This is a genomic window from Actinomadura scrupuli (assembly GCF_050971785.1).
Lineage (GTDB): Bacteria > Actinomycetota > Actinomycetes > Streptosporangiales > Streptosporangiaceae > Actinomadura_E > Actinomadura_E scrupuli.
Window position 1 is genome coordinate 689,864 of the sequence record NZ_JBPCCU010000004.1, and the last position, 25,690, is coordinate 715,553.

Annotated in this window: 26 protein-coding genes, 4 tRNA genes and 1 pseudogene; 16 read left to right on the plus strand and 15 right to left on the minus strand. The window is 69.3% G+C overall.

Going from position 1 to position 25,690, the window contains the following annotated elements; translation table 11 throughout:
* Positions 1-196: 196 nt before the first annotated feature.
* Positions 197-1,960, minus strand: a complete 1,764-nt coding sequence (locus ACRYCC_RS22430) for a glycoside hydrolase family 13 protein (RefSeq protein ID WP_433815050.1) — start codon at positions 1,958-1,960, stop codon at positions 197-199.
* 89 nt (positions 1,961-2,049) lie between these two features.
* Complete coding sequence (locus ACRYCC_RS22435; protein ID WP_433814961.1) at positions 2,050-2,988, minus strand: alpha/beta fold hydrolase; 939 nt, start codon at positions 2,986-2,988, stop codon at positions 2,050-2,052.
* 119 nt (positions 2,989-3,107) lie between these two features.
* On the opposite strand from ACRYCC_RS22435, the gene ACRYCC_RS22440 reads away from it, so the two are divergent.
* On the plus strand, positions 3,108-3,479 hold the full coding sequence (locus tag ACRYCC_RS22440) for a YciI family protein (RefSeq protein WP_433814962.1): 372 nt from the start codon (positions 3,108-3,110) through the stop codon (positions 3,477-3,479).
* Positions 3,476-4,705, plus strand: coding sequence for an RNA polymerase sigma factor (locus ACRYCC_RS22445; protein WP_433814963.1), 1,230 nt, complete (start codon positions 3,476-3,478; stop codon positions 4,703-4,705). The genes ACRYCC_RS22440 and ACRYCC_RS22445 overlap by 4 nt, the downstream gene beginning before the upstream one ends.
* Before the next feature lie 116 nt (positions 4,706-4,821).
* Here ACRYCC_RS22445 and ACRYCC_RS22450 read toward each other — a convergent pair whose 3' ends face one another.
* Positions 4,822-5,577 carry a DUF8817 family protein gene (locus tag ACRYCC_RS22450; RefSeq protein WP_433814965.1) on the minus strand — a complete coding sequence of 252 codons (756 nt, stop codon included), beginning with the start codon at positions 5,575-5,577 and terminating at the stop codon, positions 4,822-4,824.
* Positions 5,578-5,810: 233 nt separating this feature from the next.
* Between ACRYCC_RS22450 and ACRYCC_RS22455 the strand changes: the two genes are divergently transcribed.
* The 4 genes from ACRYCC_RS22455 (at position 5,811) to ACRYCC_RS22470 (ending at position 10,669) form a co-directional block, all read left to right on the plus strand.
* Positions 5,811-8,057 (plus strand): tetratricopeptide repeat protein, encoded by a 2,247-nt coding sequence (locus ACRYCC_RS22455; RefSeq protein ID WP_433814967.1) that lies wholly within the window; start codon positions 5,811-5,813, stop codon positions 8,055-8,057.
* A 420-nt stretch (positions 8,058-8,477) separates the two neighbouring features.
* Positions 8,478-8,885: a YciI family protein gene (locus tag ACRYCC_RS22460; RefSeq protein ID WP_433814969.1), complete on the plus strand. Its 408-nt coding sequence runs from the start codon at positions 8,478-8,480 to the stop codon at positions 8,883-8,885.
* A gap of 246 nt (positions 8,886-9,131) precedes the next feature.
* Entirely contained in the window at positions 9,132-9,914 is a 783-nt protein-coding gene (locus ACRYCC_RS22465) for an SDR family NAD(P)-dependent oxidoreductase (protein WP_433814971.1), read from the plus strand.
* 353 nt (positions 9,915-10,267) lie between these two features.
* A complete protein-coding gene (locus tag ACRYCC_RS22470) occupies positions 10,268-10,669 on the plus strand; it encodes a nitroreductase family deazaflavin-dependent oxidoreductase (protein WP_433814973.1) in 402 nt (133 codons plus the stop codon).
* 41 nt (positions 10,670-10,710) lie between these two features.
* On the opposite strand, the gene ACRYCC_RS22475 is transcribed toward ACRYCC_RS22470, so the two are convergent.
* Positions 10,711-11,331: an SAM-dependent methyltransferase gene (locus ACRYCC_RS22475; RefSeq protein ID WP_433814975.1), complete on the minus strand. Its 621-nt coding sequence runs from the start codon at positions 11,329-11,331 to the stop codon at positions 10,711-10,713.
* A 228-nt stretch (positions 11,332-11,559) separates the two neighbouring features.
* Positions 11,560-12,222, minus strand: coding sequence for a transcriptional repressor LexA (lexA, locus tag ACRYCC_RS22480; protein WP_433814976.1), 663 nt, complete (start codon positions 12,220-12,222; stop codon positions 11,560-11,562).
* Between the two features lie 276 nt (positions 12,223-12,498).
* On the opposite strand from lexA, the gene ACRYCC_RS22485 reads away from it, so the two are divergent.
* Entirely contained in the window at positions 12,499-12,915 is a 417-nt protein-coding gene (locus ACRYCC_RS22485) for a YciI family protein (RefSeq protein WP_433814978.1), read from the plus strand.
* Entirely contained in the window at positions 12,915-14,129 is a 1,215-nt protein-coding gene (locus ACRYCC_RS22490) for an RNA polymerase sigma factor (protein ID WP_433814979.1), read from the plus strand. Before ACRYCC_RS22485 ends, ACRYCC_RS22490 begins: the two co-directional genes overlap by 1 nt.
* A gap of 79 nt (positions 14,130-14,208) precedes the next feature.
* On the opposite strand, the gene ACRYCC_RS22495 is transcribed toward ACRYCC_RS22490, so the two are convergent.
* A complete protein-coding gene (locus ACRYCC_RS22495) occupies positions 14,209-14,607 on the minus strand; it encodes a nuclear transport factor 2 family protein (protein WP_433814980.1) in 399 nt (132 codons plus the stop codon).
* 338 nt (positions 14,608-14,945) lie between these two features.
* Here ACRYCC_RS22495 and ACRYCC_RS22500 point away from each other — a divergent pair, with 338 nt between their 5' ends.
* Complete coding sequence (locus tag ACRYCC_RS22500; protein WP_433814982.1) at positions 14,946-15,695, plus strand: nuclear transport factor 2 family protein; 750 nt, start codon at positions 14,946-14,948, stop codon at positions 15,693-15,695.
* Between the two features lie 73 nt (positions 15,696-15,768).
* Here ACRYCC_RS22500 and ACRYCC_RS22505 read toward each other — a convergent pair.
* The 4 genes from ACRYCC_RS22505 to ACRYCC_RS22520 form a co-directional block, all read right to left on the minus strand.
* Positions 15,769-15,843, minus strand: a tRNA-Val gene (locus tag ACRYCC_RS22505).
* Positions 15,844-15,856: 13 nt separating this feature from the next.
* Positions 15,857-15,927: transfer RNA gene (locus tag ACRYCC_RS22510), tRNA-Cys, on the minus strand.
* Positions 15,928-15,954: 27 nt separating this feature from the next.
* Positions 15,955-16,026: transfer RNA gene (locus ACRYCC_RS22515), tRNA-Gly, on the minus strand.
* Between the two features lie 149 nt (positions 16,027-16,175).
* Entirely contained in the window at positions 16,176-16,628 is a 453-nt protein-coding gene (locus tag ACRYCC_RS22520; protein WP_433814983.1) for a hypothetical protein, read from the minus strand.
* A 42-nt stretch (positions 16,629-16,670) separates the two neighbouring features.
* Between ACRYCC_RS22520 and ACRYCC_RS22525 the strand changes: the two genes are divergently transcribed.
* The 3 genes from ACRYCC_RS22525 to ACRYCC_RS22535 are packed head-to-tail and all read left to right on the plus strand — an operon-like array spanning position 16,671 to position 19,172.
* Positions 16,671-17,432 (plus strand): ArsR/SmtB family transcription factor, encoded by a 762-nt coding sequence (locus ACRYCC_RS22525; RefSeq protein WP_433814985.1) that lies wholly within the window; start codon positions 16,671-16,673, stop codon positions 17,430-17,432.
* Positions 17,375-18,385: a chorismate-binding protein gene (locus ACRYCC_RS22530; RefSeq protein WP_433814987.1), complete on the plus strand. Its 1,011-nt coding sequence runs from the start codon at positions 17,375-17,377 to the stop codon at positions 18,383-18,385. Before ACRYCC_RS22525 ends, ACRYCC_RS22530 begins: the two co-directional genes overlap by 58 nt.
* Positions 18,348-19,172 (plus strand): aminotransferase class IV, encoded by an 825-nt coding sequence (locus tag ACRYCC_RS22535; RefSeq protein WP_433814989.1) that lies wholly within the window; start codon positions 18,348-18,350, stop codon positions 19,170-19,172. Before ACRYCC_RS22530 ends, ACRYCC_RS22535 begins: the two co-directional genes overlap by 38 nt.
* Positions 19,173-19,246: 74 nt before the next feature.
* Here the strand turns inward: ACRYCC_RS22535 and ACRYCC_RS22540 are convergent, their stop codons facing one another.
* Positions 19,247-20,209 carry an endo alpha-1,4 polygalactosaminidase gene (locus ACRYCC_RS22540; protein WP_433814991.1) on the minus strand — a complete coding sequence of 321 codons (963 nt, stop codon included), beginning with the start codon at positions 20,207-20,209 and terminating at the stop codon, positions 19,247-19,249.
* 215 nt (positions 20,210-20,424) lie between these two features.
* Between ACRYCC_RS22540 and sthA the strand changes: the two genes are divergently transcribed.
* Entirely contained in the window at positions 20,425-21,831 is a 1,407-nt protein-coding gene (gene sthA, locus ACRYCC_RS22545; RefSeq protein ID WP_433814992.1) for a Si-specific NAD(P)(+) transhydrogenase, read from the plus strand.
* A gap of 58 nt (positions 21,832-21,889) precedes the next feature.
* Here sthA and ACRYCC_RS22550 read toward each other — a convergent pair whose 3' ends face one another.
* Positions 21,890-22,312, minus strand: coding sequence for an SsgA family sporulation/cell division regulator (locus ACRYCC_RS22550; protein WP_433814993.1), 423 nt, complete (start codon positions 22,310-22,312; stop codon positions 21,890-21,892).
* A 338-nt stretch (positions 22,313-22,650) separates the two neighbouring features.
* Between ACRYCC_RS22550 and ACRYCC_RS22555 the strand changes: the two genes are divergently transcribed.
* Positions 22,651-23,052, plus strand: a complete 402-nt coding sequence (locus ACRYCC_RS22555) for a TIGR02611 family protein (protein WP_433814994.1) — start codon at positions 22,651-22,653, stop codon at positions 23,050-23,052.
* A 103-nt stretch (positions 23,053-23,155) separates the two neighbouring features.
* Positions 23,156-23,227 (plus strand) — tRNA-Val (locus tag ACRYCC_RS22560).
* Between the two features lie 221 nt (positions 23,228-23,448).
* On the opposite strand, the gene ACRYCC_RS22565 is transcribed toward ACRYCC_RS22560, so the two are convergent.
* The gene (locus ACRYCC_RS22565) at positions 23,449-24,021 is read right to left on the minus strand and encodes a site-specific integrase (RefSeq protein ID WP_433815053.1); all 573 of its coding nucleotides are present in this window, start codon (positions 24,019-24,021) and stop codon (positions 23,449-23,451) included.
* Positions 24,022-24,479: 458 nt separating this feature from the next.
* Here ACRYCC_RS22565 and ACRYCC_RS22570 point away from each other — a divergent pair, with 458 nt between their 5' ends.
* Complete coding sequence (locus ACRYCC_RS22570; RefSeq protein ID WP_433815055.1) at positions 24,480-24,608, plus strand: hypothetical protein; 129 nt, start codon at positions 24,480-24,482, stop codon at positions 24,606-24,608.
* Here the strand turns inward: ACRYCC_RS22570 and ACRYCC_RS22575 are convergent.
* Together ACRYCC_RS22575 and ACRYCC_RS22580 are read right to left on the minus strand one after the other, a co-directional pair.
* Positions 24,599-24,868, minus strand: a pseudogene (locus tag ACRYCC_RS22575) (hypothetical protein); the annotation flags it as partial. The gene ACRYCC_RS22570 and the pseudogene ACRYCC_RS22575 overlap by 10 nt on opposite strands.
* A 58-nt stretch (positions 24,869-24,926) precedes the next feature.
* A complete protein-coding gene (locus tag ACRYCC_RS22580; RefSeq protein WP_433814996.1) occupies positions 24,927-25,136 on the minus strand; it encodes a helix-turn-helix domain-containing protein in 210 nt (69 codons plus the stop codon).
* Positions 25,137-25,690: the final 554 nt, after the last annotated feature.

The following is a 25,690-nucleotide window of genomic DNA, read 5'->3' on the forward strand; positions in this document are numbered from 1 at the left end:
CCGCGAACGGGCCGGGTGCTCACCGTTGAGGCGCCCGCACCGCGCCTCGGCCGGCCATAGCGAGGACCACCCGCCGAGGCCTGGGGCCGACGTTCACCCGACCGCTGGTGGCGGCCTCTCCGCAAGCGGATGGATCAGCGGACCCCGATCCTGCTCGTCGGTTGCGTCCGCGCAGGGCTCGGGGAGGACCGTCGCCTTACACGGACATGCTCATGCCGTCGTCCAACGCCGGCCCCGGCAAGCCCGACACCCCGCTGACCTCGACGTGCTCACACCCAATGCCGTCCACCGACTTCCCGATGCACATCCCCCGTGTCGCCCGACAGGCGTCAGGCGCGGTGCTCCACCAGGCGGCCGTGTCGGGCAGGAGGACCGCACACTCGCCTTCCGCACGGATCGGGCCGCTGCCCAGCAGGAGCGTGCCGTGGGCCGGGATCTGGACGCTCTGGTCGCCGATGTTCACCGCGCACAGCACCCGAGGACCGTCGGAATGACCGCTGCGCTCGAACACCAGACAGCCGGGCGGCCCGTCCAGCCAGCGCAGCTCACCGTCGCCCAGGGCCGGATGGTCGCGCCGGATCCGGAGGGCCTGGCGGTAGAGGTTCAGCATCGAAAGGTGGTCGCCCCGTTGTGCGTCCACGGTGAGCGACTTCCATTCGGGCGGGGACGGCAGCCATCCGCCGCCCGTTCCGAACCCGTACGGGGGCTCATCACCGGACCAGGGGAGGGGAACCCGGCAACCGTCCCGGCCGCCCTTGACACTGCCGAGCTGCGGATCGGTCAGCAGTTCGGCCGGGATGTCGAGCACCTCGGGCAGACCCAGCTCCTCGCCTTGGTACACATATGCGGAGCCGGGCAGCGCGAGGGTGAGCAGCGCCGCCGCACGGGCCCGCCGCCATCCGAGTTCACCGTCGCCGTAGCGGGTGACATGCCGTTGGACGTCGTGGTTGGACAGCACCCAGGTGGTGGGCGCGCCGACCGAGCCGGCCGAGGCCAGGGAACTCTCGATCACCGCGCGCAGCGCACTGGTGTCCCAGCCGGTTCTCAGGTAGTCGAAGTTGAACACCTGGTGCAGCTCATCCGGTCTGACGTAGTTGGTCAGCCGGTCGAGTGAGGGCGCCCACGCCTCCGCCACCGCTATCCGCTCTCCTGGGTAGGCGTCGAGCAGCCGCCGCCAGGCTCGATGGATCTCGTGGACCCCGTCCTGGTCGAAGTAGGGCACCTTGCCGCGGCCCAGCAGCCGCGACTGCGGCGCGACTCCGACGTCGGGGAGTCCGACCGCCTTGACCATGCCGTGCGCTACGTCGATGCGGAACCCGTCGGCTCCCAGATCGAGCCAGAATCGCAGGATTTCGTCGAACTCGACGTGCACATCCGGGTGCTCCCAGTTCAGGTCGGGTTGCTGGGGAGAGAACAAGTGCAGGTACCAGTGCCCGTCGGGCAGCCGGGTCCAGGCGCGGCCGCCGAAGATCGACTCCCAGTCGTTGGGCGGCAGCTCGCCGTCGGCGCCTCTCCCGGGCCGGAAGATGTAGCGGTCCCGGGCCGGACTGGAGATCCCGGAGGCCAGCGCCTCCTGGAACCAGATGTGCTGGTCGGAGGTGTGGTTGGGCACGATGTCGACGATGACCCGCAACCCCAGGTCGTGCGCGTCACCGATCAACTCGGTGGCATCGTGGAGAGTGCCCAGCGTCGGATCCACCGAGCGGTAGTCCACGACGTCGTAGCCGCCGTCGACCATCGGCGAGTCGTAGAACGGCGTGATCCACAGTGCGTCCACACCGAGTTCGGCCAGATACGGCAGCCGACTGCGGATACCGGGCAGATCGCCGATGCCGTCCCCGTCGGCGTCGGCGAAGCTCCGTACGTAGACCTGGTATATGACTGCGTCACGCCACCAGCGAGTACCGCCCGCCGAGGCGGTGGGCTGTCCGGTTACTTCGGTCTCCCGTGCCGTGCCGATGAGTTCAAAGCCGCCCTCGCAGCTCTGCGGGGTGCAAGCCGCCCTCACACGGGATTCCGTGACGGCGCGGACTGGTCTGTGGTGGGTGGTCATTCGGCGGCTGCCGGCCGGCTCTGGGCGTCCCGGCTGCCGCCGGTGTGGCGCAGCAGGGCCGGTATGACCACCTCCCATGTCCGCGCCGGCGGCATCTGATGACCGACCCCGTCCAGGGCGAGCAGCTGGGCGCCGGCGATTTCACGCGCCGACGCTTCGGCGTGCTCGTAGGGGAACAGCGGATCCTCGGTGCCGTGAATCACCAGGGTGGCCGCAGTGATCTGGCCCAGCCGCGATCCGTAGGGGGCGCCGGGGTCGATCATCCAGTGGTTGGTCATGCTCGCCGCAATGTCGGTGGTGCGGTCGACGACACGAGCGGCGAGCTGGCGGAAGCGAGCCTGCTCGGAGCCGGTGGAGCCGGTGGAGCCGGCGAAGAGTTGCCTGCCGGCGACGATGGAGTCGATCACCGCTGCACGGTCCGTCCAGTCCGGTGCCGCGGCCGGCGCGGCGAAGTGGGCACGCAGGGCTGCGGAGGGAGGCGGCAACTCGAAGCCGGGAGGCGCTCCGGGACGCAACCCCGGGCTCGTGGAAATCAAGGTCAGCGACGCGACCCGCGGGCCGTGGTCGAGGGCCAGGCGTTGCCCGATCCCCCCTCCCATCGAGATGCCCACGAGGTGCACCCGCTCTACCCCGAGACAGTCGAGCAGACCTACTGCGTCTGCCGCCAGGTCCTCGAACCCGTACAGCGGCGAACCGGGCTCGTAGCTCGTCGAACGCCCGGTGTCACGGTGGTCGTACCGGATGACGAACCGGCCGCCACCCGCCAAGCTCAGGCAGAACTCCTCCTCCCACCATTCCATCGAGCTACTCGCTCCGCCGAGCAGCAGGATCGCTGGATCACCTCGTTCACCGAACGTCTGCACGCACAGCTCGACGCCGTTGGCGTGCACGATCCTCTCGCCGCCCGGTTCGCGCACGGTCTGGGGCAGATTCATCGTGATCTCCGGTTAGGGCTTCGGCACCCCTTGCGAGCGCCTCACGTGGAGATGTCGATACCGAGCGGCTGGTTTCGACATATCGAGTGAGAGGATTTCGAGACCGTGTGGAGGCACCCGTGAAGTACCTGATCCTGATCCACCACAACCACAAGTCGCAGGAGGTGTGGGCGAGGCTGTCCGACGACGAGCGCGCCGAGGGCATAGGGGCCCATGCCGACCTCGTCGAGGATCTCACCGAATCGGGGGAGATGGTCGTGTCGGAGGCGCTGGCCGATCCGTCGCAGGCCAAACGGGTGCTGGTGGGCGGGGGCCGGACGACGACCAGCGACGGGCCGTTCCCCGAGATGAAGGAGCATCTGGCCGGTTTCTACCTAGTGGAGTGCGAGAGCATCGACCGGGCTGTCGAGCACGCGGCGCGGATACCGGAGGCCGCCCTGGGCATGGTCGAGGTGCGGCCGGTGCTGACTCCCAACGGGCCGGACATGTGAGCACCGCTACGCAGGTCGAGGACCTACTGCGGGACGCAGCGCCACAGGTCCTCGCCGTGCTGATCCGGCGCTACGGCGGCTTCGACACCTGCGAGGACGCGGTGCAGGAGGCCCTGCTGGCAGCCGCGGTCCAGTGGCCGGCCGACGGCGTGCCCGCCAACCCGCCGGCCTGGCTGATCAGGGTCGCGTCCCGGCGGTGGATCGAGCTGTTGCGCAACGACACGGCTCGCCTGCGCCGGGAGGAGGCGGTCGCCGCGCTGCCGCCCATTGACCCCGTGTCGATACCAGCGGTGGACGACACGCTCAGCTTGCTGCTGCTCTGTTGTCACCCCTCGCTCACCCCCTCTTCCCAGGTCGCGCTCACCCTGCGCGCGGTCGGCGGGCTCAGCACCGCGGAGATCGCCCGCGCGTTCTTGGTCCCGAACACCACCATCGGCCAACGCATCAGCCGAGCCAAACAGCGGATCAAGGCCAGCGGCGCCGAATTCCGGATGCCCCCGGAGGCGGAACGCGCCGAGCGGATGGCGGCAGTTCTGCACGTGCTGTATCTGATCTTCAACGAGGGGTACACGGCCAGTTCAGGGTCCGCGCTGTATCGCGTCGAGCTCACCGCCGAGGCGATCCGCTTGACGCGACAGCTTCGCGATCAGCTGCCCGACGATGGCGAGGTCGCCGGGCTGCTCGCGCTGATGCTGCTCACCGACGCCCGCCGCCCAGCGCGCACCGGCCAGGACGGCACGCTGGTTCCCCTGGCCGATCAGGATCGCAGCCGGTGGAACACCCGCGCCATCGCCGAAGGGGTCGCCCTGATCACCAAGACGCTGGCCACAGCACCCATCGGTCCCTACCAACTGCAGGCCGCGATCGGCGCCGTGCACGACGAGGCGGCCCGCTACCAAGACACCGACTGGCCGCAGATCCTCGGGCTGTACGAACTGCTGGAGCGCATCGCGCCCGGGCCGATGGTCACACTCAACCGCGTCATCGCCACCGCCATGGTCCACGGCCCGCAGACCGGACTGCAGCAGCTCGCCGACGAGGAGGCCGACCCCGCGCTCGCCGAGCACCACCGCGTCGACGCCGTCCGCGCACACCTGCTCGAGATGGCAGGCGAACGGGACGCGGCACGCGTCACCTACCTCCTGGCCGCACGCCGCACGCTCAGCCGACCCGAGCAGCGCTACCTCGAATCCCGCGCCGCACAACTCACGCCAAGCGGAGCATGACGCCCTCTGCTGAGGAGGCTTTGCAAGCGACTCCGAGGCTAGTGATGGAGGAGCCGGCGGTTTGCCGAGCCGATTTCGATCAGGTCGGAAGGTCAGGCCGGAAGGAAGGAACCGCTTCACCTTGAGGGGAGCCACTCCTGAAGTCCGGCGAGATACCCGAGTTCCGACTCGATGCGCTGCCTGTCGTCTGTGGTGAGCTCCAGACCACGCAGGTCGGCGAGCCAGGGATCGGTGGGCTCACCGAGGACCATGGCCAGGTCGACGACGTGGCACAGGGCGATGGCCCGCTCGGCCGGCGAGGCGTCCGCGCCGTGCCTGCGCACCGCGGACTTGAGCGCACGGAAGGCCTGCAGGTCATCGTTTTTGAACTCGCGCAGAATCCGGGCGTTGTCGAGCGCCTTGGCCAGGCCCGTCAGCTTCTTGGAGCCGCCGTACTCCAGTTCGGCGGGCTCGTCGCGCTGGATGAATATGATCGAGTTCCCGGACGGATCGATCAGCGTGAACCGGGACGCGCCGGGCCGGTAGCGGGTGATCCGCGGAAGGCCGGAACTCAGCACCTTCCCGTAGACCCGGCGCATCGCCGCGACGAACGCCGCGTGATACGGCGCCACGGCGTCGACCATGACCAGGCAGCCTCCGGACTCCTCCCGGACCGGATCCAGGCCCTTGGGCGCCGGGCCGAAATGCAGCTGGAATCCGCTCCACTGCAGCGCCAGATAGACATAGGGCTTGCTCTGTTTGTAGGTCGCCTCGAACCCCAGCGCCTCATAGAACGCCGAGCTCTCCTCCACTGACGCGCACGGCATCAACGGCACCGTCGTCTCGTTCGGCAGAACCGCGGGCTCACTCAAGCCATCACTCAAGTCATTCACCTTCCAGGTCGCCCGGCGATGTTCGCACCCTTCGGCGAGACTCGCATATGGATCGTTCCAAGTGAAAAGCCAGAAAGGCGAGCGTCGTGGCGACCGACGGGACGGTCACCGACGGCCCGTATCCGGAGAGCAAGGAGTACCTCGGCGGCTCAGCCGAAGACGGCCGACTGCGACCGGGCGCGCATATTCGAAGGCACTGGACAGTTCTGGCCGCCGGGTGGTCGAATTCCTGAATGCGGCCCTGGGTTCGCGGTTGGTGGTTACTCGCGGCTGGTACGGCCGTCACCGCGTCGGTCGCCGTCCTCACCCGTTCCCTGCCCGCTGCGGCCGGCGCGGTGGTGGCGGCGCTGGTGGCCCTGGTCGCGGGCGTCATGGTCAAGCGCGGGACCGAGGAGCTGGACGAGGCCCGGCGTGCCCGGCTGGAGATGCGGGAGAAGCTGCACAGCCGTACGAGGGGCGCGCCGCCCCGGGTGCGGGAGGTCACGGACCTGGAGCGCATCGGCGGGGTCCACCCCAGCGGGGACGCCGGCGTCACGAGCTTCGTACGCCGCGACGGCAGCGACGCCCTGGAGGCGGCGCTATGCGAGCACCGGTTCGTGATGGTGACCGGCGAGTCGACCGCGGGGAAGTCCCGAGCGGCCCTGGAGGCGATCCGGACCTGCCTGCCCGATCACCGGTTCGTGCTGCCGGACCCCAGTGACCGGTCCTCGGTACGGTCGGCCCGCCGGGCGGCTTCGGTGTACGGCGCGTGCGTGATCTGGCTGGACGACCTCGAGCGGTATCTGGGGGCCGGGGGCCTGACCGCGCACGACCTTCGCCAGCTGGCGATCGAGAGCCCCCGATCGGTCGTGGTCGCGACGATCCGTACCGTGGCACGGGCCCGCTACGACAGTGACGACGATCGCCTGGGACGCGGCGTCCTGGAGCTCGCGCACGAGATCCACTTCGACCGCCGATGGAGCACCGCAGAGCGGGAGCGAGGCCGCCACTCCGGCGACGAGCAGATCCTCGACGCCCTCGAACACGCCGACCGGTTCGGCGTGGGTGAATATCTGACCGCCGCCCCCCGGTTGCAGCAAGCGGCCAAAGACGCCTGGGATCCCGAGCTGGGCCACACCCGGGCCGCGGCCCTGGTCGCGGCCGCGGTCGACGCCTGGTGCGCGGGATGGCCCGGGGCCGTCCCCACGGGGCTGCTGCGGGACCTGCATGAGCACTACCTGACATCCCATGGCGGCATCCGGCTCCGGCCGGAGCCGTGGGAGGAGGCGCTGAGCTGGGCGACCTCACCGCTGTTCGCGACCAGCAGCCTGCTCGTCCCCGACGAGGCCCGCGAAGGGCACTACTCGGCGTTCGACTACCTCGCCGACGCCAGAGACGCAGACCCGAACGCCGAACAGATACCGTCCCGTACCTGGGCGCTGCTGATCGACGCCGCGGATGGTCCGGCCTGCCTGGAGATCGGCTGGGTGGCCCGCCGGCGCCACGAGCTCGAGGTCGCCGAGCGTGCGTTCCGCAAAGCGCTGGACCACGGCGTTCCGCTGGCCGTGGGAGGCCTGGCCATGCTGCTCGGCGACCGAGGCTCCCGGGAGGACACCCACGCGGCGGTCGAGCTCATCGAGTCGACGCTGGCCACCGCGCCCGCGGAGACCGATCCGGCGCATCTCCTGGCGCTGCGCTACTCCCTGGCCTGGTGGACCGGCGCATCCGGCGACTCCTCCGAGGCATTGGCCGCCGCCCGGGACGTCTGGCGCGAATGCCGCACGCTCTTCGGCGAGGACGATTCCAGCTCGATCGAGGCCGGATTGTTGGTGGCGCGCTGGACCGGCTGGGACGGTGACGTCGAGGGGGGACATCAGACCGCGGCCGGACTACGGGATCACGCCGCCAGAGTTCTCGGTCCCGACCATAGGGTCACGCTCAGTGCTCGCTTCGAGGCCGCCTGCTGGAACCGCGCAGCCATGACGGACAGAGCCGAAGAGTGGCGGAGACTCGACATCGACACCACCCGCGTGCTGGGCGCCCTCGATCCGCTCACCAACGACACGCGCTGGAACCTGGCCGGCTGCCTGCGGCGGTGCGGCAACGCAGAGGAGGCCGTCCGCCTGCTGGAGACGGTCGTGTCCGACCGCGCCACCATCTACGGTGCCGAACACCCTCGTACCCTGGAAGGACACCTGCAGCTGGCCGGCGACATCGGCACGGACGGCCACCCCACCGACGCCCTGGAGGCGATCGCGCGCCTGGACATCGCCCGCGTCCTCGGCGACGACCACGAGCTGACGCTCTACGCCCGCTACCAGGAGGCCTTGTGGACCGGAATGACCGGTGACCACGAGAATGCGAAAGAGCTGTTCGAGCGCCTCCTGGCGGACGGCACCAGAGTGCTCGGACCGTCCGACCGCCTTCCCATAGCCATCTCCGAACAACTGGAACGCTCACCCGACTACATCCCCCGCTACTACCTTCCAGCCAGTTGGTAGAGCGAGCAGGCCGACCCAAGGCCGATGCGGTCGACCACGCCAGCGTGCCCGCCTGACAGAGGACGGGCCACCGCCGGATGGAGTCCTCGTCCGGCTGGCGGCACGAGCGGATGCCCGATGGGAACCGAGGACCACGCCCTGACGGTGCGTCAGTCCCAGACCGCGTTGTGCCGTCTCCTCATAAAAGCTCTGCAGGCCCGTGAGGTGTTGTGCGCCGTACACCGCAGTCGACCAGAGCTGCAGTCGTTGCCGTTCGGACGCCTCGCCGGTGGGCACGCCCTGCGGGGCGGCGGTGCCGGAGCCACGTAGGCGGCCGGTATGTGGTCGGGGTGGCGGTCGGGTGTCGAGAATGTGGTGCCGGCTCCGTCCCAGGGGCACGAGCGGCCACGACGGGCCGCGCGACGAAGAAGGAGAACCACGATGAAGTACCTCCTCCTGAAGCACTACCGAGGTGGCCCGGCCCCCGTCGTGGACTACGGGTCGATGGACCAGTGGACGCCGGAGGAGGTCGACGCGCACGTGCGGTTCATGCGCGACTTCGCCGCCCACCTGAAGGAGAGGGGTGAGTTCGTCGACAGCCAGGCCCTGACGCCCGAGGGGACGTTCGTGCGGTACGACGGCGAGGGGCGCCCACCGGTGACCGACGGCCCTTTCGCCGAGACAAAAGACCTCATCGCGGGATGGATGGTGATCGACGTGGCCTCCTGGGATCGCGCGGTCGAGCTGGCCGGCGAGCTGTCCGCCGCTCCCGGACCCCGCGGCGAGCCGAACCACGAGTGGCTCGAGGTACGGCCGTTCCTCACCGAGGCGCCCACGGTCACCGAGTGAACGAGTCGCTGCCGCGGGAGCTCGTACCCGCGGTGATCGGTGTCCTCGTCCGGCGCGGACCCGACTTCCCGTCGGCCGAGGACCCGGACGCCGGCCCGAACGCCGGCGACAACTCCCGCCGATCTCCGGTGCGTCCTGGCAGACGATACATCGGCGCTTTGCCGAGTGGAGCGCCGCGCGGGTGCGCGACTCACGGCGGTTGAGTGCGGTGACGCCGGACCGCCGGCACTATGCAAGGATTCGGCCATGCATGACCTCGCGCAACCACTCAACGGCATGAATGCGCTGGTCATCGGAGGCGGGGGCGAAGGCATCGGACGCGCGATCTCGCGGGCGTTCACCATGGCGGGCGCAGCCGTCGCCGTCGCGGACATCGATCCGGAGCGAGCCCGCGATGCCGTCCAGGAGTTGACGGAGTTCGGCGCCCGGGCTGTAGCGCTCACCGGCGATGTCCGGTCCGGGTCCGCTGTGGACGGCTTCGTCGCACATACCATCGCCGAGTTCGGCCGACTCGATACGCTCGTCACCGTCGTCGGAGGCCAGGTCGCGTTCGTTCCCGCGGTGCGGCTGCACGAGATGAGCGACGACGACTGGGATCTGGCGTACGAAATGAACCTTCGCTATGTGGCACGGGCGGCCCGCGCCGCGATCCGTGCGTTTCTGGCCCAGGGGAGCGGCGGATCGATCGTCAGCGTCGGTTCGGTCACCGGCATCATGGCCGCGCCCATGCAAGCCGGTTACGGCGCTGCCAAGGCCGGCCTCGCCAGTCTCGCGAGGACCGTCGCCGCGGAGTACGCCGGTGACGGAATCCGCATGAACATCGTGGCGTGCGGCGCCATCTCAACGGCGACGGCGAATTCCGCACATCCCGACGACGAGGTGCCCGAGATTCCGATGGGCCGCCTCGGCGTACCGAACGATGCCGCCGCAGCCGCCGTTTACCTGGCTTCACCGTTCTCGTCCTACGTGACCGGTCAGAGTCTGGTGGTCGACGGCGGCGTTACGGTACGCGGTCCGTTCTCGGTCTGATCAGTCCCGGAACCGCGGTCCATGTAGAAACAGCCACCTGAACGCACTCTCATCGGCTACTTGTTCACTTGAGGCACGGCCGGCCCGGCAGGGTTGGAACCGAATGCTGTCCACCACCACCTATTGCGGTGGGGACCACCCCGGCCTCGGGCATCCCGCAGCCGACGGCCTCCCGGCAAATCCAGCCGGACGGTACGGTCGATCTCGAAGGCAGCTCTTTCAGCCAGGACGTACGCCCGTGCGACCAGGGCCGCCAGGTGACCTTCACGCACGAACCGGGCGGGGTCTCTGACGGCGGAGGAGACCGGAGCCGTCAGGAGTTCGACCAGACCCGAAAGGGGGCTTTCCCACCGATGCCATTCCCAGATGCCCTGGCGCGTTTCAACCGGAGGGTCACCAACCGTGTCGCGAGGCCGTTCGCGAAACGTCTTCCCGGTCTCGCCGTGGTTCACCACAAGGGCCGCAGGTCCGGCCGCCCCTACGAGACTCCCGTCAGTCTTTTCGTGCGACCTGGCGGGTACGTCGTGGCTCTTACGTATGGTCCCGAGCGCGACTGGGTCAAGAACGTCATCGCGGGCGGAGGATGTGAGCTGGAGTTCAGGGGGAAGACCATCCGGACACGGGAGCCCAAGGTCGTACGCGATCCGGACCGCGCCGACATGCCGCTCGGCGTACGCCAGTTCCTCGGGCTGGCCGCCGTCACCGACTTCCTCCATCTGACCGAGGTCGTGGAACAGCCGGAGGCGCCAAGGTAGCTGGCGCAGGCGTGTAAGCCGGCGGGCACCGCGGCTCTCTGCTACGAGCGGCGGGCGGCGATGACGTTGTCGATCAGGATGCCCGCAGTGCCGTCGGGGCCGGTGGCCTCACGCTCCGGGGAGTCGACGCGCTCCACGGTCCACTTTCCCAGGTCCAGGCCCAGGGACCCGAGGGTCTCGTGACTTGTGGGGAACTCGGCGTCCGCGTGCTCACTCCAGGGCGGGGCCGCTCCGTGCTCGACGATCAGCAGCAGGCCCCCGGGCGTCACCGCACCGGCCGCCCGGCGCAGCACCTGGTCGCGCGGGAAGTCGATCGGCGACTGCAGGAACTGGGCCGAGACCAGGTCGAACTCGCCCTCGGGAAACCCATGGGCCAGGTCGTGGCGCTCGAAGGTCACCCGGTCTGCCAGGCCCGCCTCGGCCACGTGGGCGGCGGCGCGCTCCAGGGCGGTGGCCGAGATGTCCACGCCGAGCACCAGCCAGCCCTGCCGCGCCAGCCAGACGGCGTCACCGCCCTCGCCGCAGCCGAGGTCCAGCGCCCGGCCGGGCTTCAGCGGCTCGACTATCTCGGCCATGACCGGGTTGACCCTGCCGCTCCAGATTCGGTTCCTCTGGCGGTACCGTTCCTCCCAGAACCGCTCCGCCTCGTCGGTCGCCGTCATGCCTCGTCCCCCGATCGGCTCGTGGCCGCCACCGTCGGCGGCCGGATACCTCGCACAGCGTGCCCGCGCCGCGCGCTCACTGCCAACCCGCGTTGCCAGTTCGGCAAAGGAAACGGTGACCCGGGCACTGATGGGCCGATGAATGTTCAGTCGCTCTCACCGGCCTGCTCGGCGGCCTGGTGTGGGATCTGTCGTCCGTCGGTACGTGACTCGTCGGCCGAACGAGCGTCAGACGCTGCGCAGCACCGAGACGACGACGCCCAGCACGGTGGCGTGGTCGCCGTCGATGACCTCATAGGCCGGGTTGCGCGGCTCGAGCAGGACGTGGCCGGCGCGGCGCCGGTACACCTTGACCGTGGCCTCCCCATCGATCATCGCGGCCACGATCTGTCCCGAGTGGGCCTCCTGCTGCTGGCGCAGCACGACGATGTCACCATCACAGATCGCGGCCTCGATCATCGAGTCCCCGCGGACCCGCAGCGCGAACACCGTGCCCCGGCCGGTGAGCCCGCGGGGCAGTTGCAGCAGGTCGTCGACGTGTTCCTCCGCCAGGATCGGGATCCCCGCGGCGATCTCGCCAATTACCGGTACGGCCACCGAGTCGCCACCCGGCTCCGTCGGCCGGGACCCCGGCAGGAAGGCCCGCACGTCGATCGGCCGGGAGACGGTCGCACCGCGCCGCAGAAAGCCCTTCTCCTCCAGGCTTGCCAGGTGCTTCGACACCGAGGACGACGACCGCAGCCCCACCGCGTCACCGATCTGCCGAACGCTCGGCGAGTACCCGTACCGGACAACCCAGTCCCGGATCACGAGCAGGATACGCTGCTGCCGCGCCGGCAGACTGGAGGTGTCCAACTGCTCGAACAGGTCATCTTCGTCGTAGGCGGTCACCGGCCGAATGATAGGGGCCCGCACCCGCGAGCCCGGAACGACCCACCGAACGACCCCCTCAACGCCGAGCGGCCCATGAGCTCCGACCCGGACAACATCAGCGACAGGTCAGCGCTCAGGGCCAGGTCTGCCGGGAGCAACGCGGGTCGGACGGATTCGGCTGCGTCGCTGCGAGAGATTTCTCCGGGGCCGTGTCGATCCGCGGGCCGCTCGTTCGACGTGTGGGTGCGAGTGCGAGGGCCGAGAGGCGGCCCCCCATCGGACGAGGAGAACGCGATGCCGAAGTACATGCTGATCATGCGGGGCACCGATGAGTCGAACGCGGCCCTGAGGGCCGGGTTCGAAGAGTTGGCGGCCACGACGTACCGCTACATCGAGGAGCTGGTCAAGGCCGGCGTGTTCGTCGCAGCCGAAGGGCTGGACGATGCGGGCAAGGGCGTCGTGGTCGACTTCAGCGGCGAGGCCCCGGTGGTCACGGACGGGCCGTACGGGGAGACCAAGGAACTGTTCGGGGGCTACTTCCTGCTCGATGTCGCCTCGAAGCAGGAGGCGGTCGAGTGGGCCAAGCGGGTCCCGTCGGTCACCGGGTCCAAGATCGAGGTCCGGCGGGTGGCCGGGGACGACGAGATGCCGCAGGACGCCGAGGGGTCCGTCGAGGAACGGGCCGGGAGCGAGAGCACCGGCCGGATCTGATGGGGACGGTCGACGTCGAGGCCGTCTGGCGGATCGAGTCGGCGCGGATCGTCGCCGCGCTGACCCGGTTCACCGGCGATTTCGGGCTGGCCGAGGATGCCGCCCAGGAGGCGGTGGCCGAGGCGCTGGTGTCGTGGCCGCTCACCTCTCCGGCCAATCCGGCCGGCTGGCTGATGGCCACGGCCCGGCGGCGGGCGATCGACGCGATCCGCCGCCGGACCGCCCTGCAGGACCGATACGCCCTGCTGGCGACCGGCCCGGTGGTCGACGAGGACATCGACCCCGACCGCATCGACGACGACCTCCTGGCGCTGATGTTCGTCAGCTGCCACCCGGTGCTCTCTCCCGAGGCCCGGGTGGCGCTGACCTTGCGCGTGGTCGGCGGACTGTCCACCGAACAGATCGCCCGCGCGTTCCTGGTACCCGTGCCGACCGTGCAGGCTCGCATCACCCGGGCGAAGAAGACGATCGCGGCGGCCGGGGTGCCGTTCGAGCTGCCGCCGGCCGGTGAGCGCCGGGAACGGCTGGGCGGCGTGCTCAGTGTCGTCTACGTGATCTTCACCGAGGGGTCGACGGCCACGTCGGGCGACCGGCTGCTACGCCCCGGCGTCGCGTACGAGGCGATCCGGCTGGCCCGTACGCTGGCCGCGCTGCAGCCGGACGAGCCGGAGGTGCACGGTCTGCTCGCGCTGTGCGAGCTGACGGCCGCGCGCTTCCCGGCCCGGACCGGCCCGGATGGTTCGCCGATCCTGCTGGCGGACCAGGACCGGCGGCGGTGGGACTTCTCGGCGGTCCGCCGTGGGCTGGCCGCGCTGGCCAAGGCATCGGCTCGCGGGCTCGGCCCCTACGGCCTGCAGGCTGCGATCGCCGCCGCCCACGCGTCGGCGCCGTCGGTGGAGGCGACCGACTGGGACCGGATCGTGGTGCTCTACGAGGCGCTCGGCCGGGTCGCGCCCTCGCCGGTGGTCGAGCTCAACCGGGCCGTCGCCGTGTCCATGGCCTCGGGTCCGGCGGAAGCCCTGGCCATGGTGGACGAGCTGATCGCCTTGGACCGGCTCCCCGGGTCGCATTTGGTTCCGACCGTACGCGGTGAGCTGCTGGCCCGCCTCGGCCGGCGAGCGGAAGCGCGCGCCGAGCTGGAGCTGGCGGCTGGGCTGTGCGCCAACCAGCGCGAACGCTCAGTGCTGCTGCGCAAGGCGGCCGCGCTGGGCTGACCTCTCCAGCGCGGCCGACCGGGATTCGAGTGCGGCCCCCCGGAGGACTGGTGATCTGTTCTGGAGGGGGCCGTGGCGGTCACCGACCCAGCCCGTAGGCCGAACGGTGAGCCGGGGTGTCTTCGAGCGGCGTCCAGCTGAGCACCTCGCCGTCACGGGCTCGCACGAGCCAGATCAGGGTCAGCCGGGCTTCGGCGTCATCATCGAGACCGAGGTGCGAGCCCGTCGTGTGCCCGAGGATGGCGACCATCTGGCCGTCGGCCGCGAGGGTGCGCGGATAGAGGACATAGTCCGGAAAGTCGGCGAAGTACGCGGCCCACGCCTCGGCGTTGGCCGCGCGTCCGATCACCGGCTCCTCATCGAAGACCCTGAGCTCGTGGTCGGCGCTCATCAGGGTCGACAGGCCAGCGGTGTCCGCGCGGTTGATGCGGTCCACGAAGCTGATCGCGACAGCCACCGGCGGCTGCGGCGTTCTCATGCCGACGATTGTCCCAGGCCCTGCCCCTCACCCCCTCCGTGATCACGCACCGTCAGGCTGAGGCATGCCATTAGTCTGCCATTGGGAATTGATCGGCCGGCCGGTTAGAATCTTATTATTCCGCTGATTTAAAATCTGGCCCCCGAGGGTGGCCGGGAGCGTAGTCGAGCTGTTACTGAAATCGTGCCGCGGAGTGTCACGCCGCGGGAAGTCAAGGGTCATCCCTTGCGCAGCTGGGACAGCCTTCCGCTCCGACTGAATCAAACCATTCTTCAGGCATGTCGTCTCCGGCCTGCCTATGCCAGGAAATGAGAACCCATGTAATGAGCACCAAGGCCATGACCACCAAGGAATTCGTCGTTCACGCGATCACCGACATGACCGCCGGCAACGACATCGGCGGTGCCATTGAGCGGCACTTCGCGCCTGACTTCGTGCAGCACAGCCCGATCTGCCCGGTCGGGCTGGACGGCCTACGGGCGACGGTGCAGTACGCCCGGGCGATCGGGGGGAGCTACACCGCGCTGCGCGTCCTCGGCGACGGCGACTGGGCCGTGATCCACGCGCGGAAGACCGGCCTGACGCAGAGTGCGCTCGTCCTGTTCAACATCTACCGCGTCGCGGACGGCAAGGTCGCCGAACACTGGGAGGCGATCCAGTCGGAGCCCGCCGAGATGGTGGGCGGCCGGACGATGGTCGACGGGGCCACCGAGATCACCGATCTGGACCGTACCGAGGACAACCGCGAGCTGGTGCGCGGGCTGATCGAGAACGTCTACATCGGCGGCGACCGTTCGGCGCTGGCGGACCACTTCGACGGTGACGCGCTCATTCAGCACAACCCGCACCTCCCTGACGGGGTACCGGCGTTGCGCGATGCCCTGTCGGACGACCCGGTGGCCTATGTGATGCTGCACCGGATCATCGCCGAGGGGAACTTTGTGTTCACCCTCTCCGAAGGGATCAAGGACGGCAGCACGTATGTGCTCTATGACATGTTCCGGGTCGCCGACGGAAAGATCGTCGAGCACTGGGACGTGGTCACCGAGTTGCCCGCCGAACTGCCGCACGACAACGGAGTGTTCTGAACCCGCCCGCACGGCATCGACGGCTGCGAAACCAGAGAACCCAGCTCGGACACGTGGTCTGAGCTGGGTGATGTGGTGGGCGATACTGGGATTGAACCAGTGACCTCTTCCGTGTCAGGGAAGCGCTCTCCCGCTGAGCTAATCGCCCGGGAACCTGCTCGAGGTGGAGACGGGATTTGAACCCGTGTACACGGCTTTGCAGGCCGTTGCCTCGCCTCTCGGCCACTCCACCGTGAGGCCGACCTGGGTGGCCCCTCAGAGCGGAAGACGGGATTCGAACCCGCGACCCTCACCTTGGCAAGGTGATGCTCTACCACTGAGCCACTTCCGCGTGCGCTCCCCCGGGGGTCTCCCGTGAGGCGACGAGGAAAACCTTAGCCAATCCTGGCCGGATCCCCAAACCGGATTCCCCGTATGCCGCCGTCCGGCGGTCCGGGGCGCCCTCCAGCAGAAGGCCCCCGGCAGGGGCGCAGGGGGCCATCAGGGCCGTCCCACCTGCTCGGCGTACCAGACCACCCCGGCCACGTGGACGGCGATCTCCCGCAGGGTCCAGTTCGGCGCGCGAGGGGTGTCCCATTCGTCCGGGCAGGACGCGTAACGCAGCTCGTAGCACTGCCCGAGGCGGGTCAGGCGCTGACGGGCCTCGGCCAGGTCGAGCTCGGTGAAGCGGGCCCAGTCACCGTCGAGCGTGACCATCCGCCCATGCCAGCCGTCCGGGATCGTGGGGGCACCGGCCAGCAGCGCCTCCACCTCGGCCAGGTGATCGATGAGGTGGTCGGTGATGCGGCGGAGGGCCTTGTGCGGGGTCCAGACGTTGCCGCCGTCGGTGACCAGCGGCCGGCCGTCCCAGGCGAGCCAGGCCGAGGCCAGGTCCAGCGAGCGGGTGACGGCGGCGGAGACCAGGGCGCCGGGGGCGGTGAGCGGTGACGACATGCTTCGATCGTGGGTGAACAATGCTTCGCCTAGTGTCGAAACATGCCTGCGTACGACTCCGACATCGCCCCCGTGGCGGCGCTCATGGCCGATCGCACCAGGGCCGCCATGCTCACCGCGCTGCTCGGCGGCCGGCCCCTGGCGGCGGGGGAGCTGGCCCGTACCGCCGGTGTGACGGCCCAGACCGCCAGCTCGCACCTTGCCCGCCTCCTCGACGGCGGCCTGGTGACGGTGCTGAAGCAGGGCAGGCACCGCTACTACGAGCTCACCGGACCCGACGTGGCCGAGGCGATCGAGGCGCTCGGCCGGATCGGGCCGCCCATCCAGGTGCGCAGCCTGCGGCAGTCCAGGGCCGCCCAGGCGCTCCAGGCGGCGCGCACGTGCTACGACCATCTCGCCGGCCGGGCGGGCGTCGAGCTGTTCGCCGCCCTGCGGGGCAACGCTCTCATCCACCCGGAGACCTGCCATCCGACCGGCGAGGGGGAGCGGCGGCTGGCCGCGATCGGGCTGGACGCGGCCGTGCTGCGCGGCACCAGGCGCCGTCTCGCGGGGCCCTGCCTGGACTGGACCGAGCGCCGCCCCCACCTGAACGGCGCGCTCGGGGCCGCGATCACCGGCCGGGTGGTCGAGCTGGGCTGGTTCCGCCGGGCCGCTGTGCCGCGCGCGCTCACCCTGACCGCCGAGGGCGAGGCCGGTTTGCGGGAGGTTTTCGGCTGTTCCATCGGCGCACCCGTCACACTGGAATCATGGAAGACGCCTTCGCCCACGTCGGGGGAGTGCTGGCCACCGGCCTCGCGGACCTGACCAGTGATCCTGCCGCGCTGGACTCGCGCGGCTGGTGGGCCGTGGTCGTCACCTACGAAGGCAAGATCACTTGCGCCCGTTTCGACACCGTACGGTCCGCGCCGCTGCCGGCCGCGCCGTGGGCCGGGGTGACCGGCTGGACCACCTCGCTGGACGAGAACGCCTACGTCAGCGGGGTGGCGAAGATCCGGGAGGCGATCGCCGACGGCATCGTCTACCAGGCCAACCTGTGCCGCATCCTGAGTGCGCCGCTGCCGCGCGGCGCGGATCTGACCGGCCTGGCGGTACGGCTCGCCCGCGGCAACCCGGCGCCCTACGCGGCGGCCATGCGGCTGCCCGGAATCCAGCTGGCGAGCGCGTCCCCGGAGCTTTACCTGTCCCGGGACGGGCGGACGGTCGAGTCGCGGCCGATCAAGGGCACCGGGCGCACCGCCGCCGACCTGCTCCCCAAGGACCAGGCCGAGAACGTCATGATCGTCGACCTGGTGCGCAACGACCTTGGCAGGGTCGCGGAGACCGGATCCGTCACCGTGCCGGAGCTCTGCCGGATCGAGGAGCACCCGGGGCTGGTCCATCTCGTCTCGACGGTACGGGCCAGGCTGGCCCCGTCACAGGGGTGGCCGGAGTTGCTGCACGCCACGTTTCCTCCCGGTTCGGTGACCGGGACACCGAAATCCACGGCTCTGACGCTGCTGAATGAGTTCGAGCCGGTCCCCCGGGGCCCGTACTGTGGGGCCATCGGATGGGTCGATGCGGACTCCAGGCGCGGTGCCCTCGCGGTCGGCATCCGTACCTTCTGGGCCGAGGAAGGCCTGTTGAAGTTCGGTACCGGCGCCGGCATCACCTGGGGATCCGATCCGCGGCTGGAATGGCGCGAGACCGAACTCAAAGCGGCACGGCTTCTGGAGGTGGCAGGTGAAGGTCTGGTTGAACGGGGTCCTGTACGACCCTGAGCAGGCACGGGTGTCCGTCTTCGACCACGGGATGCTGGTGGGCGACGGAATCTTCGAAACGATCAAGGCCGTGCGCGGGGAGCCGTTCGCGCTCACCCGCCACCTGGACCGGCTGGCGGCCTCCGCCAAGGGCCTGGGGCTGGTGGCGCCCGACCTGGACGCCATCCGGCAGGGCACCCTGGACGTGCTCGCCTCGGCGCCCAAATGGCCGCTCGGCCGGATCCGCATCACCTACACCAGCGGCCCGGGCCCGCTCGGCTCCGACCGCGGGCCGGACGGCCCCACCGCGGTCGTCATCGCCCAGGAGCAGCAGCCGTTCCCGGCCACCGGGGACGTGACGGTCGTGCCCTGGCCGCGTAACGAGCGAGGGGCCCTCACCGGTCTCAAGACGACCTCGTACGGCGACAACGCCAAAGCGCTGGCCTACGCCAAGGAGCGCGGCGGCCAGGAGGCGATCTTCGGCAATCTGGCCGGTGACCTGTGCGAGGGCACCGGGTCCAATGTCTTCGTCGTACGGGACGGACGCTTGATCACACCGACGCTGGCGTCCGGCTGCCTGGCCGGGGTCACCCGGGCGCTCGTGCTGGAGTGGTTCGGCGGCGAGGAGGCCGACCTGCCGCTGGAGGAGTTCTACAGCGCGGAGGAGGCGTTCCTGACCTCGACCACCCGGGACGTACAGCCGATCAAGATGGTCGACTCCACGGAGCTCCCCGTGGCGCCGGGCCCGATCACCACCAAGGCCATGGAGGTCTTCGCCGCGCGTGGCGCCGAGTTCGTCGACCCCTGATCCTCTCCTGATCCTCTCCTGGGCGGAGGGGGCCGGCGGGCCTGGCGACGCCGGCCGATCATCGCTGGGGCCGGTCAGCGGCACGGGGTGTACGGCTGGTCCGTCAGCCGGGCGTCGCCGCCCTTCTTGATGGAGTTGAAGTGCCAGGTGGCGGTGGCCTGGGGGCAGAAGCGCGAGGGCGGCCGGCTGTACTCCACCTGGAAGACGGGCTTGCCCGCGCTGATGAACAGCGCGAGGTTGCCGCATTCGGCGTACTGGAAGCACTGCTCGTTGACGGCGTAGTCGAACGAGGAGACCAGCTGGGGGATCTGGCTGAGATCGTTCTTCAGCGCGACGGACAGGCCGTGACGGTGCGCCAGGCCGGCGAGGGCCCGGTTGTACTCGAGCTGGGTGGCGGCGCTGATGTCCCAGCCGGTGACGGCCCGGCCGTCCTCGTAGGCGTTGACGACGTCGAACTCGACTCCGTCGAAGCCGGCCCGGGCGCAGGCGCGGACGCGGGCACCCTGGGCGGCCAGCAGGAAGTCGCGCTGGCCCCGGTCGTTGTTGATGTTGGCATACCTCTCGTCCGGGAAACCCGGATAGGGCTTCCCGATCAGTGAGTGCCCGTGGGCGTCGTCCCACTCGACGAACCTCCGGTAGTCGGGCCGCCCCTTCTCGATCCCGCCCGCGTCGACGTAGCAGATCGCCCGGGCTCCGCCGGCGTGGATCGCCCGCACCGCGGCCGTGTTGAGCGTGCCGTTGTCGCCGGTGACGGCCGCGTCGGCGTACAGGTCGATGTCGAACACCTCGGGCCGGACGCAGGCGCCACCCTGGTAGGGCCGCCGGCAGATGCCGACGTTGACGCCGCCGGTCGCGGGGTACGCCGGGTCGCCCGACAACTGGTACTGCCACCGGCTGCGCAGAGCGGGATGCCAGATCGCCTGGTGGCGGGCCGGCCCCGCCGGGGTGGCGACGGCGGTCCCCGCCGTCAGCAGCAGCAGGAGCAGTGCCGCCGCGGTGGCGCAGGCGTACGCCGTCCCTTGCCTCGTGCGGTCCATGATGATCGACCTCCCCGTGACTACGTCGAGTCACAGAGATTAACCAAGGGTGGTGACAGTCCTGGGCGCCCTCTGGCGGGCCCGTGGGGAGGGGGCCGGCGCGGGGACGCGGGGGAGGGGCGCGGCGCCGTCCGCGGGTTGCGTCACGCCGCAGGTTGGAACTTTGTAACGCAATAGGTCTTCAATGATCGGGCGCGGGTGTCCAGACTGAGCACGTGTACGACTTCGACCTCCTTGTGATCGGATCGGGCCCCGGCGGCCAGAAGGCGGCGATCGCGGCCGCCAAACTGGAGCGGCGGGTCGCCATCGTGGAACGACGCCACATGATGGGAGGCGTCTGCATCAACACCGGAACGATCCCCTCCAAGACCCTCCGCGAGGCCGTGCTCTACCTCACCGGGCTCAACCAGCGGGAGCTGTACGGGCAGAGTTACCGGGTGAAGGACGAGATCACCGTCGCCGACCTCGGCATGCGCACCCAGCATGTCATCGGTCGGGAGATCGACGTGATCCGCAGCCAGCTCGCCCGCAACCGCGTCACGCTCTTCAACGGCACCGCGCGCTTTCTCGATCCGCACACGATCGGCATCGAGGACGCCACGGGTGACCGGGAGCAGAAGGTCACGGCCGAGAAGATCGTCATCGCGACCGGCACCAGCCCGGCCCGGCCTTCCACGGTGGAGTTCGACGACGCCACGATCATCGACTCGGACGCCGTCTTCCACATGGATCACGTCCCGGACACCATGGTGGTCGTCGGAGCCGGGGTGATCGGGATCGAGTACGCCTCGATGTTCGCGGCCCTCGGGACCAAGGTGACCGTCGTCGAGCGGCGGGAGCGGATGCTGGAGTTCTGCGATCTGGAGATCGTGGAGGCCCTGAAATACCACCTGCGGGACCTGGCGGTCACCTTCCGGTTCGGCGAGAGCGTGGCCGCGGTCGAGAAGCGCCCGCGAGGCACGATCACGGTGCTGGAGAGCGGCAAGAAGATCCCCGCGGACACGGTGATGTACTCCGCAGGCCGCCAGGGGGTGACCGACAACCTCGATCTGACCGCCGCGGGGCTGGCCGCCGACAACCGGGGCCGGATCACGGTCGACGAGTACTTCCGCACCGAGGTGCCGCACGTCTACGCGGTGGGGGACGTCATCGGCTTCCCCTCGCTGGCCGCCACCTCCATGGAGCAGGGCCGGCTGGCGGCCCAGCACGCCTGTGGCGAACCGGTCCGCAGCGTCCACCAGCTCCAGCCGATCGGGATCTACACGATCCCCGAGATCAGCTTCGTCGGCAGGACGGAGGACGATCTCACCGCCACCAAGGTGCCCTTCGAGGTCGGGGTCTCCCGCTACCGCGAGCTCGCCAGGGGGCAGATCATCGGCGATTCGTACGGAATGCTCAAGCTGCTGGTGTCCCCGGACGACCGGTCACTACTGGGTGTCCACGTTTTCGGTACAGGGGCCACTGAGCTGGTGCATATCGGGCAGACGGTGATGGGCTGCGGTGGCACGATCGACTACCTGGTGGACGCGGTCTTCAACTACCCGACGCTCGCGGAGTCGTACAAGGTCGCGGCGCTCGACGCCATGAACAAGATGCGGCAGATCGCCCGGCTCAGCGAGTGACCCGGCGCCGTACGGCTCGCTCCGGCTGGTGCCAGGCCACCATGGGCCGAACGGGGGCTCAGGAGGGCCAGAGCAGGTTCTCGAGCTCGGTCACGAGGTCGACGAACTCCGACTCGTGCCCCGCGGGGACGATGTCGTACGTCCGGTGCAGGAAGTCGGCCAGCGGCGCCAACGGGGCCTCGAACAGCGCGTTGCCGAAGGGGGAGGAGAGCGACAGGTTGAGCGTGCGATCCGAGTCGTGGCTGGCCGGCCAGACCTGGACGTCGCCCTCGCCGACCCTGCGCACGATGCCGACCGTCAGCAACTCCCGAGCAAAGATCCACTCCACGGGCTCGTCGTTGCCGACGTAGAAGGCCATGCTGATGGCGTAGGGATCGTCCGCCGCGTACTCCAAGGTGGCCAGCAGGGGGACCGTCGTGCGGTCGGGAACCACGAGCCGAAGGCCAAGCTCCGCGGAGACTGTGATGCTGCTGCTGTTCATCGCCATTCCTTCAGACGTGGGTCCCGCTACGCGCAGGGCGCTCCGATGGGAACATCGCTCCCTCCCACGGGTCTCCCCGCGATATATGACGCGTAACTGAGAAAACTTGTGGGAACATTCCCTCGCCGCCCCTCGATGTGACCCATCTCACCATCTGAGATATGGGTGTTGACCTGGTCAAACACGGGCGTTCCGGGTGCCTGGGCGGGCACCTGGCCCGCGCCGGTGGCTACGGCCGCAGCCCTTGGGTATGGGACGTATGAGGTAGACGTTTAGTTGCATAACCATGCTGGTAGGCGCAAACTGGCCATTCTTTGGTCTAGAGCGGGGGGACGTCGTTGAGCGGCGAAAGACAGGCCGAGGCTTCAGGCCTGCGCGGTCAACTGATCCGGTTCCGGGAGTGGGTGCGCCGCCACCCGGTTCTCAACACGACCTGGCAGATCGGCGTCTTCGCCGTCGGGGTGACCGTGCTCGCCGCCGGCATCGCCATGCTCGTGCTGCCCGGACCGGGCTGGGTCGCCATCTTCCTCGGGTTCGCGATCCTGGCCACCGAGTTCGCCTGGGCCCAGAGCGCCCTCCACAAGGCCAAGCAGGCGGCCCAGCGGGCCAAGGACAAGACCCTGGACCCCGCCGTCCGGCGCCGCAACACGATCATCGCCGTGGTCCTCGGAGTGCTGGCCGGAATCGCGATCGTCGTCTACCTGGCCGTCCTCGGCTTCAACCTGCCCTGGAACGCATGATCGCCACTCCGTCGGCCGGTGTCCGGTGGCGGTGAGCGCGCGAGGACCCCTCCGGATACGCTAATCTTGGCGAGCAACGGAACGCCGCACGGCGGGTCGTCCCGGGCGATTAGCTCAGGGGGAGAGCGCTTCGTTCACACCGAAGAGGTCACTGGTTCGATCCCAGTATCGCCCACCCGGGAGTTTCGCCAGGTCACAGACCTGTAAGAGGGCCCTCTCCGATCTTCGGAGGAGGGCCTTCGTTCGTTGTTGGGGCAGATTTGGGGCATGATCTTGCCCCACCTCCAAATGTGTTCAGCAGAACCGGCCTCCGTTGGTCACTCGGTGTGGCCTGGTGCCGGAAGGGGCGCGGTGGTCCGGTCGTGCCGGTTCACCGCGCCCCTTCGTTGCTGGGTGTCAGGCGGTCTTGATGGAGATCACCTCTTTGCTGGTGTCCTGCCTCGCGGCGAGGAGCTCGGCCATCAGGGGGAGCGGTGAGGTGGGGGACAGGTTCGCTCGTTCGTCGAGTGCGGCCTCCCAGCGGTGCTGGAGTTTGGTCTTGAGTTCGTTGCGCATGGTGTCGGAGACGTGGGTGTAGACGCCGCGGATGCCCGGGACGATGTGTCCGAGGCGGTCGGCCTGGAGGACCTCGGGGATGCCATCTTCGGCCATCCAGGTCTTGTGGCCGTGGCGTAGCCCGTGCGGGGTCAGCCGCTGCAGGGTCGGCAGCCATGACGCCAGTGGCGTCTCGGCCGGGACGGGCTTGTGTCCGCGTCCGTGGGGTGGGTGGAAGGGTTTGCCGGGTTCGGCGGCCGGCCAGGGTGGTAGTGGCGTTCCCGGCCATTGCGTGATGTCCACCAGGACGGGCCGGTCCGGTCGCTGGCTCTGCTGCGGGAAGCGGCCGTGGGTGGCGGGGTGGAAGATCCGCCGCGAGTAGTTGCTGCGCCGGTGGTGGCCGGAGTCGGGGCCGAGGAACAGGTACTGGCCCATCCCCCCGCATGCGGGGTCCAGGTCGCCGCATGCGCACCGTCCGGCGCGCTTGACCTGTCGTGAGACGAGTCCGGCGAGGAAGGGTGGCAGGTCGACGGCCCGGTAGGACTCGTCCTTGGGCGGCGACTTTTCGAGTCGGCCGGCGAACTCGCGGAGTTGCCAGTCGATCTGGATCTGCCCCGAGTCGGCAGTACGGCCGCTCCAGGCCCATGACCTCGCCCCAGCGCATCCCGGTGTAGGCGGTGAGGATGATCAGGATGAAGTCGTCCTCCTGACCTGACAGCAGTCCGCATCGTTCGGCGAGGTGCAGCACCTGCAGGGGCGTCGCCCAGGCCTTCTCCGGGCCCCGGTGGGCGTGGGCTCGCCGGGTGCGTTTGCGGCCGCGGCCTTTGCGTTTCTCGGCGGCGTTGACGGGGACCAGCCCGCGGTCCTTGGCATCGCCCAGGATGGTGCCCAGCATGGAGCGGGCATCGGAGGCCGTGCGATGGGAGAACCCTTTCGTCCGGGTCCGTTTCTCCCAGGCGATGATCTCCTCGGGGCTGGTGAAGGTGTTCACGGGCCGATCGCCGAACACCGGCACGATGTGATGATCGATCAGGTACCGGTATTTGAGCTCGGTGGTCGGCTCGATGTCCTGTCCCGACCACCACAGCTCGATCCAGTCCGCGAGTAACGCCGCCCCGTCACGGGGGTCGTGCCACTCTCTTCGCCGCACCCGCGCCTCCTGGTCGTTGGCCCAGTCCAGCGCAGCCTGCTTGGTCTCGAACCCCGACTCCGATCCCCGGGTGCCGTCCGGCCGCTGGAATCGCGCCCGCCACACCTTGCCTCGCTTCTCCACGTTCGCCATGGGTACCTCCTACGTGTTGGTGAGTTGAACTGAGTTGATCGTGAACCCCGGGCCCTGCTCAGACCCGTCCACGCGGTCGATGACGCACGGACGGTCGTTTGGCACCGGCTCCGATGATCGCGGCGATGTCCTCGTCGCTGAATCGCAAGTGCTTGCCGATGAAGGTGCACGCGATCGCGCGGGCACTGGCCTTCTTGCGCAGCCAGGACTCGCGCACCTGCAACATCTGCGCGGCCTCGGCCGGGGTGTACAGCCGAAGTCCCGTCATCGGCGCCGCTCGCCTTGGTGGGTTCGGCCGCCCTGACTGCGGTGATGCCACTCTGCGGCTTCACGTGGGCTGGGGGTTCGGTCGTTCTGCAAGATCATGTTCTACCTCTTTCGGCTGCCGCAGAGCCTTCTCGCTGCGAAGGACCTGGCTGTGCGGCCTAGTTCTATGGAGTCATGTGCACGCCTCTCAGTTGGTTTGAAGTTAACTACGCTCCATCAGATCACGTAGAGCCCATTCATGGCTACTCTCTGCTCAAGCATGTAGTGCGGGCATGTCGGCTGTCTGCGGATTCAAGATCTTCGTGTTGGACCGGGGCATCAGTGGCATCGCCGGTTCCTCTGATGCCGCGGCGCGAAGCGGCTCCCGCAGATGCTCGACCGGGGCGCGGCCTCTGAGTTCCACGTCTCCCGGGACTCTGGCCAGAGCGGTATCAGCTGGCCTGGCATCAGCCGTGCGTCTTCGCCCGGGAGGCACTGGCAGCGAGTTCCAGGCCAAGAGCTTCACGCCCTGGTCCTTGTCGCCGAAGTCCGGAGAATCGCAGCCGCTCCGCGGAG

Coding starts and splice junctions, on each gene's coding strand:
- ACRYCC_RS22435 (WP_433814961.1), bottom strand. CDS start 2,988: ATGAATCTGCCCCAGACCGTGCGCGAACCGGGCGGCGAGAGGATCGTG.
- ACRYCC_RS22455 (WP_433814967.1), top strand. CDS start 5,811: ATGCGGCCCTGGGTTCGCGGTTGGTGGTTACTCGCGGCTGGTACGGCC.
- ACRYCC_RS22460 (WP_433814969.1), top strand. CDS start 8,478: ATGAAGTACCTCCTCCTGAAGCACTACCGAGGTGGCCCGGCCCCCGTC.
- ACRYCC_RS22465 (WP_433814971.1), top strand. CDS start 9,132: ATGCATGACCTCGCGCAACCACTCAACGGCATGAATGCGCTGGTCATC.
- ACRYCC_RS22470 (WP_433814973.1), top strand. CDS start 10,268: ATGCCATTCCCAGATGCCCTGGCGCGTTTCAACCGGAGGGTCACCAAC.
- ACRYCC_RS22475 (WP_433814975.1), bottom strand. CDS start 11,331: ATGACGGCGACCGACGAGGCGGAGCGGTTCTGGGAGGAACGGTACCGC.
- ACRYCC_RS22485 (WP_433814978.1), top strand. CDS start 12,499: ATGCCGAAGTACATGCTGATCATGCGGGGCACCGATGAGTCGAACGCG.
- ACRYCC_RS22490 (WP_433814979.1), top strand. CDS start 12,915: ATGGGGACGGTCGACGTCGAGGCCGTCTGGCGGATCGAGTCGGCGCGG.
- ACRYCC_RS22495 (WP_433814980.1), bottom strand. CDS start 14,607: ATGAGAACGCCGCAGCCGCCGGTGGCTGTCGCGATCAGCTTCGTGGAC.
- ACRYCC_RS22500 (WP_433814982.1), top strand. CDS start 14,946: ATGACCACCAAGGAATTCGTCGTTCACGCGATCACCGACATGACCGCC.
- ACRYCC_RS22520 (WP_433814983.1), bottom strand. CDS start 16,628: ATGTCGTCACCGCTCACCGCCCCCGGCGCCCTGGTCTCCGCCGCCGTC.
- ACRYCC_RS22525 (WP_433814985.1), top strand. CDS start 16,671: ATGCCTGCGTACGACTCCGACATCGCCCCCGTGGCGGCGCTCATGGCC.
- ACRYCC_RS22530 (WP_433814987.1), top strand. CDS start 17,375: ATGGAAGACGCCTTCGCCCACGTCGGGGGAGTGCTGGCCACCGGCCTC.
- ACRYCC_RS22540 (WP_433814991.1), bottom strand. CDS start 20,209: ATGGACCGCACGAGGCAAGGGACGGCGTACGCCTGCGCCACCGCGGCG.
- ACRYCC_RS22550 (WP_433814993.1), bottom strand. CDS start 22,312: ATGAACAGCAGCAGCATCACAGTCTCCGCGGAGCTTGGCCTTCGGCTC.
- ACRYCC_RS22565 (WP_433815053.1), bottom strand. CDS start 24,021: ATGGGCCAGTACCTGTTCCTCGGCCCCGACTCCGGCCACCACCGGCGC.
- ACRYCC_RS22570 (WP_433815055.1), top strand. CDS start 24,480: ATGGAGCGGGCATCGGAGGCCGTGCGATGGGAGAACCCTTTCGTCCGG.
- ACRYCC_RS22580 (WP_433814996.1), bottom strand. CDS start 25,136: ATGACGGGACTTCGGCTGTACACCCCGGCCGAGGCCGCGCAGATGTTG.